Below are 12,975 nucleotides of genomic sequence, written 5' to 3'. Positions count from 1 at the left end.
AAATGACTGTTATCGCTTTTGCAGCCCGCCGCCTATGCATCGTCTCGACGCACCCTTGACTCATGATCTGCCGCCGCTTCTGACCTTGCGCGTTTTCGAAGCAGTCGCGCGCCGCCTGAGCTTCGTTCGGGCAGCCGAAGAACTTGCCGTCACACAAAGCGCGGTCAGCCATCAGATACAGAAGCTCGAGCAACATCTGGGCGTATCGCTGTTCGTGCGTCGCACCCGGAGCATCGAACTGACGCCGGAAGGCGGCGTGTACTACGGGAAAGTGCGGCGCGCGCTCGAGTGCATCGCCGAGGGAACGAGGGAGATTCGCGGCAGCAAGGCGCGAATCACGTCTTTGAAGGTAAGTCTGCTGTCGTCGTTCGCAACACACTGGCTGGTGTTGCGGCTTGCGGAATTCAGCGTCGCGAATCCCGACATTCAACTGCAACTGATGCCATCGATCGAGCTGGCCAATGTGGGCGCGGGCGCAGCCGACCTCGCCATTCGATACGGAGAGGGCGAATGGCCCAATGTCAGGTCTTCGCTGCTGATGCGCGAGCGCCTGTCGCCGGTGTGCAGCGCGGAATATCTGGCGCGGCACGGTCCTTTCGCCAGCGCTGCCGATTTGCGCGACGGACCGCTACTCATGTCCTATGCACATCGGCACTTCGAATGGGATGCGTGGAGCGCCCTTAATAGATGCGACTTGTCGCGCATCCCGAAGATCATGCTGCATGACTACAACATTGTTCTAGAGGCTGCTGCTGCTGGGCAGGGTATCGCGATGGGTAGGCATCGATTGGTCGAGCGACGGTTGATCACGAAAACCCTTGTCGAAGCAATTCCCAATTCAACTTATGAGGGCTCGATCGGTTATTGGCTCGTATCGCCCGATGGTCCGCTCGATCAGAGCGCGGGAAGATTCGCCGATTGGATTCAGAAGGCAGGCGCTGCTCACGTGCTGGCTTCGTCCGGCGATGGCATCGATGAGCAGATTTGATGCATCGGATTCAAACATTTGATTTGTCGGTATACGTTATGTTTAGTTAGGATTACTGCTCCTTTCATGGGGCAATCATGCCGACTAGCATCTCGTCACGAGTCATCGCGCTCGGTGCACATCTTCCGGTCGCGAGTCGCCCGGTAGCCAACTATCTTGCGCATGTGCGGGTCGGCGACCTCTTGTTCATATCGGGGCAGGTACCACTGAAGGAGGGCAGGCCTGCGTTCGTGGGAACGATCGGCGACGCTTTGACGGTCGAAGATGGAATGCAGGCGGCGGAACTTGCCGCGCTGGGCGTGCTTGCTCAACTCGCCGATGCAACCGGCGACAAGCTTGAACGGATCGAAAGGGTCACGCGAGTCGGCGTGTTCATTTCATGTGTCGCCGGTTTCGAGCGGCAGAGTGTAGTTGCTGACCACGCGTCGAACCTGTTCGTCAATGTGCTCGGGGACAAAGGCCGGCATGCACGAACGGCGGTAGGGGTGGCCTCGTTGCCGTCGGGCGTCGCGGTCGAGGTCGACGCCATCGTTCAGTTACGCGGCTGAGACCTGAGATGGAACACGGTCACTGCCTTTCCCCGGACGACATTCTTGCGCTCCGTGCACGAACGCCTGGTTGCGCGCAAGTCGCCCACTTCAATCATGCTGGCGCGTCGTTGCCGTCGACGTCAACGCTGGATGCCATTACATCCCACCTTCATCTGGAGGCCCGACTGGGGCCGATGGAGGCTGGAGCGCGTGCTGCCGTTGCGGTCGAGGCGGCGCGCAGGAGTGCGTCTGCGCTGCTCAACGCAACGCCGGAGGAAATCGCCTTCACCGGCAGCGGATCGGCGGGCTGGGGCATGGCATTCGCGGCATTGGGACGTTGGCATCCGGGTGACCGCATTCTGGTAGGCCGGCAGGAGTGGGGGGGCAATCTTGCGACGATGTATCGGATCGCTGGCGCGTCCGGCGCACGCGTCGACGTGATTCCCTGCGAGGAAGATGGAAGCGTGTCCGTTCGAGCACTCGAAGAACTGATCGATTCGCGTGTGCGGCTGATCGCGCTCACTTGGGCACCCGCCAACGGCGGCCTCATCAATCCCGCGGAGGCGATCGGTCAGGTTGCGCGGCGCCATGGCATCCCGTATTTCATCGACGCGGGTCAGGCGCTCGGGCAAATGAACGTGGACGTACGCGCGCTCAATTGCGATGTCCTGAAAGGCGCTGCGCGCAAGTTTCTGCGTGGGCCACGGGGCACGGCACTGCTCTATGTGAAGCAGGCGGCGCTGTCTCGCTTCGAACCGCCGTACGTCGACGTGCTCTCCGCACCGCTCGACGGAATGACAGCCGTGTTGCGTGACGATGCGCGGCGCTTCGAAACCAGCGAGATGCCAGTTGCGCTGCTATGCGGCTTATCGAATGCGCTCAATGAAGCGCTCGACATAGGAATCGCTCGAATCGAGAGTCGGGTCAGGGCTCTCGCGCAAAGCATTCGAGGAAAACTGGCCGAGATTCCCGGCGTCGTCGTTCGGGATATCGGTAGCGTTCATTCTGCACTCGTGTCGTTCACGGTCGAGGGAATCCCGGCGTCAACGGTCAAGACCGAACTCGGGAGCCGAGGAATAAACGTCGGCGCGATCGGCGTTACGTACACGCCGTTCGATATGCGAGCGCGTGATCTCACCGAGATCGTCAGGGCTTCGGTCAGCTATCTGAACATCCCTGATGAAGTCGATGCACTCGTGGAAGCGGTCACCGAGCTGACGAAGAACCGGTCGTTTCATTGAAGAGGCGATGTTGTGATGTTCAAGTTGACCCTGATGCCTCAAAACCTTGAGGTTCACCTTCCCGCCAATAGTTCGTTGACCGAGCTCGAATTCGAATTGCATGGTCAGGAGTCGATTTCATTCGGTTGCCGCTCTGGCGCGTGCGGCGCGTGTGTGATCGAGGTCATGAGCGGCGCAGAGGCGCTCGGTGCTCGCGCCCCATGCGAGCGGAATTTTCTGGCGAGCCTGGGATTCGATGGCGAGCAATTCCGGCTGGCCTGTCAGTGTCGGCTTGCGGGCAACGCTGTCGTGTCGGCAGTCGCCGCACCCCGATAAGAGAACAGAAGGCAACGAACAAAGGATTGATTCATCTCGATGGATGAAGCCCGGCGCATCGACCGGCTTTTCATCGATCTTCCTGGAGGCAGAAGTGGTAAATCGCGTCAAGCATGTTGGGCTGGAACACAGGGTGCCGTTTTTGCATGCGGCGGCATCGGAAAAGTTGCGCGCAGAGATTGATTCGCTCATCGATCGCCAGATCGACCACTGGTACGAGACCGTGCCTTATGCGGCGCACCTTGAAGGCAAGACAGTGAACTCCGAGTACTACCGGCGGCATCTTATCGAGACCGCATGGCGAATCCGTCTTCTGAGGGTGTCGGAATCGAAGGCGCTCGCGGAGATTGCGAAGCGTAGCCCTGAAGCAGCGCAAGTCTGGGCGAACTACGAACGCGAGGAAATGCTGCACGACGAGTTGTTCATTCAGGATCTTGCACGCGCGGGTGTCTCGCGGGAGCAATTCCTGGCCACCGAACCGTATCTATCGACCAAGCTGCTGACCGGCTTCTTTTCCTATCTCCTCGATCACGAAGGGCCGCTTGGCGTCGTCGCCTACTCCTATCTCGTCGAATACGTGAACGTCAAACTGGAGCCGAAAAAGCTCCAGGCGCTGAAAGACTCCGTGGGCGAAGCCAACATCGCGGGACAGGTGTCGCATTCTCATACCGACATCAACGACGACCATCCCGGTGAGGTGTGGCAGGCCATTCGCCACCTGATTCGTAGCGACGACGATATTCAGAATTTGAAGCGTTACCTCGCCGAGCATCAGGCGGTGCTGGCGATGTACTTCAAGGAACTCCACGACGACAAGATTCTGAACCAGCAGCTCAAGGCGGCCTGATGGAGAACGCGGCGATGACACATGACGGCGTGTTGCTTCTCAGCCATTGCGGCTATTCCTTCATGGAGGATCTTGTTGCCGCGCTCGATGCACGCGGCCTGCGCAGCTTCGTGCTGTCGTCATCGCCGCTGTCCAGGCATCGGGTAAAGCGGCTCGACGAGTTGTCCCGCATGACTGCGCGACTCATCGCGACGGAGTCAAGCGAGTTGACTTGGGAAGATGTAAGGGCAGCGCTGGACGAGTTGCGCGAGAAAGGCGAGCGCGTTCTGGCTTGCATCTCCGTCTGGGAAGGCTACCGCGACTTGATGGCGCAGGCGAACGCGGAACTCGGCGTCGCCGACCTGTCTCCCGTCGAGGTACGCATGCTGCGCGACAAACTTGGCTTGCGAAACAGGCTAGCCGACGCTGGTCTCTCGAGGACGCGCGCGGTTGAACTGACTCGCGACAACTTCGAAGCACTGAAATCAGATGGAAGGCGCCATTTCGTGAAGCCGGTTTGTGGAATCGCGTCATACGGGGCCTTCACCTTGCGGAGCGAGTCCGAATGGAGCGATCTCGAGCGGATTTCGCGTGAAGCGCGACGGGACGAAACCTATCGCTCCGCATTCGGTGACGCTTTGACTTTCATGGCTGAAGACTATGTGCCGGGACGCGAATTCAGCTTCGAATTGCTCGCCGTCGACGGGCGTTTGCATACCGTCGCGATCCACGAAAAATGCGAAGTCACCGAAACGTCGGGCACGGTCCTCGAAGACTGCTGCGTAAGTCCGCCGATCTCCATCGACAGCGATGCATGCGCAGCCGGAATGAAATGGATAACGCAACAGTTCGAAGCGTTGGGCCTTCGATGGGGATGTTTTCATCTCGAAGCCCGATACGACGGCTCCCGATGGGATCTGATCGAGATCAACCCGCGCGTGGGGGGATGCCTGATTTCACCGAGCGTGAAGGCGTTGAATGGCGTGGCCAGCATGCTGGAAATGTGGCTCGATCTTCTGATCGAGTCCGCAAGCAGGGATGCCGCGAAGGTTGAGAAGTTCAATCGGAAGCTCGGGGCGCTTTCCTATCGGAGCGACGGCGTGCCCTTGTGCGACCACGAAACTTTCTTCCGGGCGTATTTCGCCAGACCGGGACGCCTCGAGTTCGTCGGTCTGCGCAATGTCGAACCTGCGCCGATCGCGAGCCAGTTGTTTCTAAAGGCGGGAGACGACATCGAACAAGTTTCCAGGGAGGTATTCCTCGGTCAGTTGCTATGGAGCCTGCCGCGAAATCGAGGCAAGACTCAAGTGCCGCATCTCATGCGTGTATCTGCTGAAGCCGTCGAAGTGCGCTACGCGGTGGAGGGTCGATTAGAGGCCGCATCAAACAGTGAAGCCTTCGAGAGAACGCTATGAACGGCCGCCGCGAAAAACTCCTGATCGTCGACTACAACCTGTCGCGCGTTGCAGATGTCGCGCATATGCGTGACTACGCTCGTTGTCGCTACAACGTCGACACCTTGCTGGTGCGCGGCAACCCGGGCGAGATGGATGCGCGTTTGTGCGATCACGTCGTCGGGGTCGATCCGTTATTGCCCGACTTCGTCGCACAGGCCTGTGAAGCGCTGTCTCCCTGGCGAGATCACATTCGTGGCGGCATCGTGTTTTCCGACAACGCGGTCCAAAGCGGCGCCGCATTGCTCGAGCGAATCGGGTTGCAGGTGGATTCCGCATCATTGGCCCTTGGCGCATTCAGCAAGTTCGAATACCGGCGCGCGGAAGCGCGTTGTCGCGACCTGCTCGAGTCCCAGCGCGTGATGACGCCGAACTGCGTGTTGATCCGGTCTCTGGAGGAACTCCGGCAATTTGCGGAGGCGCATCCCGAGGGGTTCGTCATCAAGCCTTCGTGCGAAGGCAATAACCGCGGCGTCGTGATGATGCGACCCGGAGACAGCTTGGTCTCCGCGCTGGAGGAGCTCACTCCTTATCTGGCTGCAGGCGTGATTTGCGAGCAAGTTATCCCATACCGAAGAGAATATTCGTTCGACGGACTAGGTGGACTGTCGTTCATCACCGAGAAAGTGAGTGCCTCGGGGCGGTATCCCGTAGAAGTCGCCCAGGTTCTTCCCGCCCGACTCGGGCGGTTGGAGCAAGAAACGATACGTCGCGCCGGTGAGTGTGCGAACTGGCTCGTCGGTCAACGTGACGGTCCGTTCCACAACGAAATCAAATTGAGCGACGACGGCATGTTTGCCGCTGTCGTCGAACCCAATCGCCGCCCCGCGGGAATGAAAATATGGTCGCTTGCGGCGTTGGTCTATGGCATCGATTTCTATCATCTCTGGATCGATTCCGTGTTGGGCGATGGATTCAGACCTTCGACTCTGGAAGCGAGGTGTCAGGCGGCGACAGTCATGCTCGGCGTGAAGCACGACCGTTGGTTCGCACCGTCCGATGTAGCGAGTGGCAGCGAGATATTTCCGGCCGCGCTCGAGCGGACCGCAAGACAATTTGGTCTGCCGGATGACGCATTGCGTTCGGTCGAGTTCTCATGGCTGAGCCAGGAGCGACGGTATGTGCCATCGATTGCGCGGGACAACAGCGACTTCGTCGCGAGCGCCTGCGTGTCGCTTCATGAATCGAGTGTGAGTATCGGCGACATCGTGTCCAGTTTGCGCGAGCGCTGGACCGAGGCGTTGGAGTCCGCCATGCCTGCGGACGTATCGATTCGCGAAGCGGATATCCCGGTTCGGAGATTCGCCTGAGTGGAGAGGTCAATGAAAATCCTGATCCTGCATCGGATTCCCTATCCGAAGATCGACTATCACCGAGGCATTGATCACGAACTGCACGAGGTAACCTATTTCGGCACGAAGAATGCGCTCGCTACGCTGCCGAGCGGGCTGCGTTGCCAGGCAATTGAGCGAGCGGGAAGCGCATCGGCACTCGAAGAAGCGAAGCAATGGCTGAGCACGAACCCGCGGCACTTCGATCGCATCATCTCGCTGTCGGAATACGAATTGCTCGACGCCGCGTACCTGCGGGAATGGCTTGCTCTCCCAGGGGCTGCCGTCGAACAGGTCAGACTGGCCCGTGACAAGATCTTGATGAAGGAGGCCGTCTCGCGAGTGGGTATTCGTGTGCCGCATTTCCTTTCCCTGCCGGAATTCATCGCGTCGGCCGGACGTGTTCCATGGAGGGCAGGCACCGTACTCAAACCTCACAGCGGCGCGTCCAGCGAAGAAGTCATCGTCTTTAAGAGTCCGGAAGCTGCAATTTCCGCGATCACCTCGAGGCGATCCGGCGCTGCTCGTCTGGATACTGCGCAGAGCAATCAGAGCGAGTATGAAGTCGAGGAATTCATCAGTGGAGCAATCCTGCATTTCGATGGGCTGGTCCGTAACGGGACCGTGCTGACGATCACCGCCAGTGAATACGTGGGCAATTGCCTCGCATTCGCGAACGGAGAGCCGCTCGGCTCCTATCACTATCCCATCCGCCATGACGAGCGCGCTTGGGTGGAGCGCGCACTGGAAGCGACCGGCATCCGAAACGGAAGTTTTCATCTGGAAGCTATCCGTCACGGTTTGGATCTGGTGTTTCTGGAAGTGGCGAACCGAGTGGGTGGCGCGGACGTTGTCAGGACGTTCGAACTGGCTACAGGCGTGCATCTGCCGTCGCAGGAGTTGCGGATCCTGATCGATGAACACGCAGACCTGTCAGCGCGGACGTCTTCGACCGGACTTTGGCACGGATGGTTCGTATATCCGGGACATCATCTAAAAGATCGAACCCATCGCGGGTTCGACGGACTCGATGTTTTCCGAGTAAGTCCGTCCATCGTTCATTGGCATGAACTGAGCGCCGGCGCACCATTGGCTGCGAATATTACTTATCAGGCGCACGAGGTCCCGCTCGCCGGCGTCATCGCCACGACCCGCGCGGAGAAAACCCGCGAATGGATGGAAGGTCTGTTCGAGTCCGTCTCATATAGCAACGTGACTTTGCCGTGCGTCGGCGCGGAGGTTTGATGAATCTGTTTCTGCTGGCCACTTTCGTCTATCGCTTTGCCAACGGTTTGCTGTTCCTGGCTGTGGCGTGGAATCTCGTACGTTCCGGCAATGGCGGAGCGATGCCGTTGGCATTGTCGGCCATCGGCGGTTTCCTGCCTGCCGTTGTTGCGGCGCCATTTGCTCGTCAACTGCTAGAAAGAGTTGATCCGCGCAAACTCACGCTGTGGGGAATCGCTGGACTCTGCGCCAGCGCAGTGGCGTTCATTCCGTTACTTCACGTGCTCTTTGGCGTTTTGGCGATCAACTTCCTCGTGCTGTCGATCTTCTTTCTGCTCGAAGGCGCATGGGATGCACTCCTGGCTGCGACCGCGAACCGTCTGCCATCGAAGCAAGGTGACACGCTCAACTCGCGCCAGAGCGCCGCCACGCAGGCCGGGCTCATGCTTGGCGGTTTGCCTGTCGGCTTGCTCATTCGACACGGCGGAATTGACGCGCCGTTTCTTGCCGCTGCGGTGCTTTACATCGTCACGCTATTGCTCTTCACTCATCCATCGCTTCGCAGCAACTCGGATGAGACGCGACGCGACCTGGTAAAAGGGGCCTCGCAGCCGCTGACCGTGCTCGACGAGCCGCCGAACGCGCCTGCCTGGACGACCGTCGCCACGCTCGCGCTCGTCTGGCCGTGCCTCACGCTCGTCAATATGGCCGTGCCGCTGACCGCCAATACTCAGGGTCATGGCACCGTCGAGCACGCCGCACTGCTGGATGCATTTATCGGACTCGGCATGGCGTGCATCGGTGTTCTTTACGAGAGACTGATGCGTCTCTCTGCCCGATGGCAAAGGTACGTGATCGTCACGGCGGCAGCGTTCATGCCGTTGCCGTTCCTGGCGTTGCTGACGATTTCATATACGCTTCCCGTGCTCTGCGCTGCGTTCTTTCTTTGTGGCATCGGATTCGGCATGTTGCGCGTCAGCTTGAGAAAGCAGCTTATCGCGACGCAGCCTGCGCGCCGGGTGGGGCAGATCGTCGCGTCATGCAACGCGTACGGTTTCCCGATCCTGGCAATGCTCGCTCTGCTTTACGCGCGAAGCTGGAACTTTGGACCCTGGGTCCCGCTAGCGGCCTTTTTCGCCATGGCAGTGGTTGGCGTCTCCGCTTTGTTGGGCGGCGCAACCGCGGAGCGCGTGCGCTCGCGCGCAACACCCGAGGTAGGTTGACGCCGGCCCTGAAGGGTTCTCCGGCTGGCCGGCGCGCTCAAAGGCGTGACCGGCCCAAAGTCATTCGAGGATGCGTCGCACCCAAATCCATTGCGCCATGCCACCATGCCGCGAACACGTCCCGCTGTGATGCTGGCTGAAGCTGTACGTGCCGTCGCGGCGCTGGGCGGTCGCGCCTTGCGGGACTGCGCCAGATCCTGAGTGCGCCGATGAATGAGCGACGCGGCCGCAAAGGCGCGCATCGGCGCTTGTCTCTTCATCTTCTTGTTCTCTCGTTGTTGTTATCGATCGTGCATCGCTGCGCTGCCTCGTCCGCACAAGAAAAAAGCGGAGTCCCTTTATCGGGCGCTCCGCTTTGCGAGGCAAGCTGCTTTGACAGTTCTTGACGCTCAGACGTTAAACAGGAAGTTCATCACGTCCCCGTCGTGCACGACGTATTCCTTCCCTTCCGCCCGCATCTTCCCGGCTTCCTTCGCGCCTTGCTCGCCCTTGTAAGCGATGTAGTCATCGAACGAAATGGTCTGCGCGCGGATGAACCCGCGTTCGAAATCGGTGTGAATCGCACCGGCCGCCTGCGGTGCCGTATCGCCGATATGAATCGTCCACGCGCGCACTTCCTTCACGCCCGCGGTGAAATACGTCTGCAGCCCGAGCAGCTTGAACCCCGCGCGAATCACGCGATTCAGCCCCGGCTCGTCCATGCCCATGTCGGCGAGGAAGTCCTTCTTGTCGGCGTCGTCGAGATCGGCGATTTCCGCTTCGATCGCCGCGCACACGGCGACCACCGGCGCGTTTTCCGCGTCCGCATGCTTGCGCACCGCGTCGAGATACGGATTGTTCTGGAAGCCGTCTTCCTTCACGTTCGCGACGTACATTGTCGGCTTCGACGTGATCAGGCACAGCGGCTTGATGAGCAGTTGCTCTTCGTCGTTCAATGAAAGCCCGCGCACCGGTTTCGCCTGATCGAGCTGCGCGCGCACCTTGTCGAGCACGGCGACGAGCTTGATCGCTTCCTTGTCGTTGCCCGACTTCGCCGCCTTCGAGTAGCGCGCGAGCGCCTTCTCGACGGTTGCCAGATCCGCGAGCGCGAGTTCCGTGTTGATCACCTCGATGTCCGAGATCGGATCGATCTTGCCCGCGACGTGGATCACGTTCTCGTCTTCGAAGCAGCGCACGACATGCGTGATCGCGTCCGTTTCGCGGATGTTCGCGAGGAACTGGTTGCCGAGACCTTCGCCCTTCGACGCGCCCGCGACGAGCCCCGCGATATCGACGAACTCGACCACCGCCGGCAGGATGCGCTCCGGCTTCACGATTTCGGCGAGCGCCTGCAGGCGCGCGTCCGGCACTTCGACCACGCCGACGTTCGGCTCGATCGTGCAGAACGGATAGTTCTCGGCGGCGATGCCCGCCTTGGTCAACGCATTGAAAAGTGTGGACTTGCCGACGTTGGGCAAGCCGACGATGCCGCATTGGAGGCTCATGGAATCCTTCGAACTGGTGAGACGGCGCGGGCCGCGCGGGTTTCGTCAAAAATGGTGCGCAAAGGGCGGAAGAAATCGCTCGCCCATGCTGCGGCCGCATCGTGCGGCCGGGCAAACCGCTATTGTACCGCCGCGCCACACGCCCAAGCGTCGCACGGCCGACTCGCGCCCCACCGCCGGACCCCTTCAACCCCCGCGGCTATAATGCCCGCATGACTTCGCACCCTCTGAAATTCCACGCTGTCGTCGTCGGCGGCGGGCTCGTCGGCAAGACGGCCGCGCTCGCGCTCGCGCAATCGGGCCTGCGCACCGCGCTCGTCGCGGCGCGCGCGGCGGGCCTGCCGCCGGGCGCCGCGTTCGATTCGCGCATCTACGCGCTGTCGTCGAGCTCGCAGACGCTGCTCGAGCGGCTGCGCGTCTGGCAGGCGCTCGACCGCTCGCGTCTCGGTCCCGTGTTCGACATGCGCGTTTTCGGCGATGCCCACGCGGAACTGCACTTTTCGGCATTCCAGGCGTCGGTGCCGCAACTCGCGTGGATCGTGGAATCGTCGCTGATCGAGCAATCGCTCGATGCCGCGCTGCGCTTCCAGCCGAGCCTCTCCTGGTTCGAATCGCGCGCGCAGGGCATGACGGTCGAGGCCGACGCGGCGCACGTCGCGCTCGCGAGCGGCGAAATGCTCGAAACCGATCTGATCGTCGGCGCCGATGGCGCGCATTCCTGGGTGCGCGCGCAAATGGGCGCGAAGATGAATCGCCGCGATTACCGGCAAACGGGCGTCGTCGCCAATTTCAAGGCCGAGCGGCCGCACGGCGAAACCGCCTATCAATGGTTTCGCGATACCGAGATCATCGCGCTCCTGCCGCTGCCGGGCGACCACGTCTCGCTCGTCTGGTCCGCGCGCACGGAGCACGCGGACGAACTGCTCGCGCTCGATCCCGCGCAACTCGCGGCACAGGTCGAAGCGGCGACGCAAAACATGCTCGGCACGCTCGACTGCGTGACGCCTGCGCTTGGCTTCCCGCTCGGGCTGCAGACCGTCGACCGGCTGATCGCGCCGCGCGTCGCGCTCGTCGGCGACGCCGCGCATCTGATTCATCCGCTCGCGGGGCAGGGCATGAATCTCGGCCTGCGCGACGTGGCTGCGCTCGCGGATGTCATCGCGAACAAGGAGTCGTTCCGCGATCTCGGCGACCCGATTCTCCTGCGCCGCTACGAACGCGCGCGCCGCGAGGACATCCAGAAGCTCATGTTCGCGACCGACGGCCTGCAGCGGCTCTTTTCGGTGCCGGGCACGCTCGCGCGTGCCATCCGCAATACCGGCATGGCGTTCGTCGGCGCACAGCCGCTCGTCAAGCGCTGGCTGGTATCGGCGGCGCTCGGTTGAAACGGTCCGTTGATATTCCACCCGCGCGGCACGCGCGCCACGTCAGGCGACTCACAGGAAACCGCATGAAAACGACATTCCGCTTTGCACTCGTGACGGCCGCGGCGCTTGCCGTCACGCTCGGCATCGGCTGTTCGGCGCAGGCCGACCAGACGACCGACAAGATCAAGGCGACGCTCGAATCGCGCATGGGCGACGCGACCATCAAGAGCATCGAAAAGACGCCCGTTCCGGGTCTCTACGAAGTGAATCTCGGCTCGCAGATCGTCTATAGCGACGCGACCGGCAATTACGTGCTGATCGGCGATCTCGTGGATACGCGCAGCAGCAGGAACATCACCGAAGCGCGGCTTTCGGAAACCAACAAGATCGACTTCACGAAGCTGCCGTTCGAAAACGCGGTGAAGGTGGTGAAGGGCAACGGCAGCCGCAAGATCGCCGTGTTCTCCGATCCGAACTGCCCGTACTGCAAGCAGCTCGAATCGACGCTCAAGTCGATCGACAACGTGACGGTCTACACCTTCCTGTATCCGGTGCTCTCGCCGGATTCGACCGCGAAGTCGAAGTCGATCTGGTGCTCGAAAGATCGCGGCATGACGTGGGAGGGCTGGATGCTCGACCACAAGGCGCCGGCCACCACGGCGAATTGCGACACGACCGCCATCGACAAGAACCTGAAGCTCGGCCGCTCGATGAACGTCACCGGCACGCCGACCGTGTTCCTCGCGGATGGCCGGCGTCTGCCGGGCGCCGTGCCCGCCGACCGGCTGGAAAAGGAACTGTCCGCCGCGCACTGAGCGCGAATCGAAAGGAAGGGAGGCGCGCCATGCGCCTCTCGTGTTTTTACGGCCATGCTTTTGCGAAAGCGCCGCGTAATCCGGCAATACTCGCAGGCGAAACGCGCAGGTAAAACGCGCAAGCAAGGCTCCGGGCGCAGCAATGCGCGCCCAGAACAAGAACAAGGACATCGCGAT

General features: G+C 61.0%; 12 protein-coding genes and 1 pseudogene. 11 read left to right on the top strand and 2 right to left on the bottom strand.

All coding sequences use genetic code 11. The features are described 5' to 3' along the window. Positions 1 to 34: 34 nt before the first annotated feature. The 9 genes from AWB83_RS31225 (at position 35) to AWB83_RS31185 (ending at position 9,132) form a co-directional block, all read left to right on the top strand. Positions 35 to 988 carry a LysR substrate-binding domain-containing protein gene (locus tag AWB83_RS31225; RefSeq protein WP_087049483.1) on the top strand — a complete coding sequence of 318 codons (954 nt, stop codon included), beginning with the start codon at positions 35 to 37 and terminating at the stop codon, positions 986 to 988. A gap of 77 nt (positions 989 to 1,065) precedes the next feature. After that, complete coding sequence (locus tag AWB83_RS31220) at positions 1,066 to 1,536, top strand: RidA family protein (RefSeq protein ID WP_087049482.1); 471 nt, start codon at positions 1,066 to 1,068, stop codon at positions 1,534 to 1,536. Between the two features lie 8 nt (positions 1,537 to 1,544). After that, positions 1,545 to 2,759: an aminotransferase class V-fold PLP-dependent enzyme gene (locus AWB83_RS31215; RefSeq protein WP_087049481.1), complete on the top strand. Its 1,215-nt coding sequence runs from the start codon at positions 1,545 to 1,547 to the stop codon at positions 2,757 to 2,759. 15 nt (positions 2,760 to 2,774) lie between these two features. Beyond that, positions 2,775 to 3,074, top strand: coding sequence for a 2Fe-2S iron-sulfur cluster-binding protein (locus tag AWB83_RS31210; RefSeq protein ID WP_087049480.1), 300 nt, complete (start codon positions 2,775 to 2,777; stop codon positions 3,072 to 3,074). Then, the gene (locus AWB83_RS31205; protein WP_244197948.1) at positions 2,995 to 3,921 is read left to right on the top strand and encodes a hypothetical protein; all 927 of its coding nucleotides are present in this window, start codon (positions 2,995 to 2,997) and stop codon (positions 3,919 to 3,921) included. Before AWB83_RS31210 ends, AWB83_RS31205 begins: the two co-directional genes overlap by 80 nt. Beyond that, a complete protein-coding gene (locus AWB83_RS31200) occupies positions 3,921 to 5,315 on the top strand; it encodes an ATP-grasp domain-containing protein (protein ID WP_244197947.1) in 1,395 nt (464 codons plus the stop codon). Before AWB83_RS31205 ends, AWB83_RS31200 begins: the two co-directional genes overlap by 1 nt. Beyond that, positions 5,312 to 6,664: an ATP-grasp domain-containing protein gene (locus AWB83_RS31195; protein WP_087049479.1), complete on the top strand. Its 1,353-nt coding sequence runs from the start codon at positions 5,312 to 5,314 to the stop codon at positions 6,662 to 6,664. The genes AWB83_RS31200 and AWB83_RS31195 overlap by 4 nt, the downstream gene beginning before the upstream one ends. Positions 6,665 to 6,676: 12 nt before the next feature. Next, positions 6,677 to 7,930: an ATP-grasp domain-containing protein gene (locus AWB83_RS31190; protein WP_087049478.1), complete on the top strand. Its 1,254-nt coding sequence runs from the start codon at positions 6,677 to 6,679 to the stop codon at positions 7,928 to 7,930. Then, positions 7,930 to 9,132 (top strand): MFS transporter, encoded by a 1,203-nt coding sequence (locus tag AWB83_RS31185; RefSeq protein ID WP_087049477.1) that lies wholly within the window; start codon positions 7,930 to 7,932, stop codon positions 9,130 to 9,132. The genes AWB83_RS31190 and AWB83_RS31185 overlap by 1 nt, the downstream gene beginning before the upstream one ends. A gap of 60 nt (positions 9,133 to 9,192) precedes the next feature. Here AWB83_RS31185 and AWB83_RS31180 read toward each other — a convergent pair. Both AWB83_RS31180 and ychF read right to left on the bottom strand, forming a co-directional pair. Continuing rightward, positions 9,193 to 9,360 (bottom strand): annotated as a pseudogene (locus AWB83_RS31180) (DUF3761 domain-containing protein); the annotation flags it as partial. Positions 9,361 to 9,521: 161 nt separating this feature from the next. Then, a complete protein-coding gene (gene ychF / locus AWB83_RS31175) occupies positions 9,522 to 10,616 on the bottom strand; it encodes a redox-regulated ATPase YchF (RefSeq protein ID WP_087049475.1) in 1,095 nt (364 codons plus the stop codon). 212 nt (positions 10,617 to 10,828) lie between these two features. On the opposite strand from ychF, the gene AWB83_RS31170 reads away from it, so the two are divergent. Next, positions 10,829 to 12,001, top strand: coding sequence for a UbiH/UbiF family hydroxylase (locus tag AWB83_RS31170; RefSeq protein ID WP_087049474.1), 1,173 nt, complete (start codon positions 10,829 to 10,831; stop codon positions 11,999 to 12,001). Positions 12,002 to 12,066: 65 nt separating this feature from the next. Next, positions 12,067 to 12,798 carry a DsbC family protein gene (locus AWB83_RS31165; RefSeq protein ID WP_087049473.1) on the top strand — a complete coding sequence of 244 codons (732 nt, stop codon included), beginning with the start codon at positions 12,067 to 12,069 and terminating at the stop codon, positions 12,796 to 12,798. Positions 12,799 to 12,975: the final 177 nt, after the last annotated feature.

The organism is Caballeronia ptereochthonis (genome assembly GCF_001545075.1).
Classification (GTDB): Bacteria; Pseudomonadota; Gammaproteobacteria; order Burkholderiales; family Burkholderiaceae; genus Caballeronia; species Caballeronia ptereochthonis.
The sequence above is the reverse complement of the archived record's forward strand: the minus strand, read 5'-3'. Positions and strand labels throughout refer to the sequence as shown.

What these genes read in the sequence shown, in the direction of transcription:
- AWB83_RS31225 (WP_087049483.1), top strand. Translation starts at nt 35, where the DNA reads ATGCATCGTCTCGACGCACCCTTGACTCATGATCTGCCGCCGCTTCTG.
- AWB83_RS31220 (WP_087049482.1), top strand. Translation starts at nt 1,066, where the DNA reads ATGCCGACTAGCATCTCGTCACGAGTCATCGCGCTCGGTGCACATCTT.
- AWB83_RS31215 (WP_087049481.1), top strand. Translation starts at nt 1,545, where the DNA reads ATGGAACACGGTCACTGCCTTTCCCCGGACGACATTCTTGCGCTCCGT.
- AWB83_RS31210 (WP_087049480.1), top strand. Translation starts at nt 2,775, where the DNA reads ATGTTCAAGTTGACCCTGATGCCTCAAAACCTTGAGGTTCACCTTCCC.
- AWB83_RS31205 (WP_244197948.1), top strand. Translation starts at nt 2,995, where the DNA reads ATGGCGAGCAATTCCGGCTGGCCTGTCAGTGTCGGCTTGCGGGCAACG.
- AWB83_RS31200 (WP_244197947.1), top strand. Translation starts at nt 3,921, where the DNA reads ATGGAGAACGCGGCGATGACACATGACGGCGTGTTGCTTCTCAGCCAT.
- AWB83_RS31195 (WP_087049479.1), top strand. Translation starts at nt 5,312, where the DNA reads ATGAACGGCCGCCGCGAAAAACTCCTGATCGTCGACTACAACCTGTCG.
- AWB83_RS31190 (WP_087049478.1), top strand. Translation starts at nt 6,677, where the DNA reads ATGAAAATCCTGATCCTGCATCGGATTCCCTATCCGAAGATCGACTAT.
- AWB83_RS31185 (WP_087049477.1), top strand. Translation starts at nt 7,930, where the DNA reads ATGAATCTGTTTCTGCTGGCCACTTTCGTCTATCGCTTTGCCAACGGT.
- ychF (WP_087049475.1), bottom strand. Translation starts at nt 10,616, where the DNA reads ATGAGCCTCCAATGCGGCATCGTCGGCTTGCCCAACGTCGGCAAGTCC.
- AWB83_RS31170 (WP_087049474.1), top strand. Translation starts at nt 10,829, where the DNA reads ATGACTTCGCACCCTCTGAAATTCCACGCTGTCGTCGTCGGCGGCGGG.
- AWB83_RS31165 (WP_087049473.1), top strand. Translation starts at nt 12,067, where the DNA reads ATGAAAACGACATTCCGCTTTGCACTCGTGACGGCCGCGGCGCTTGCC.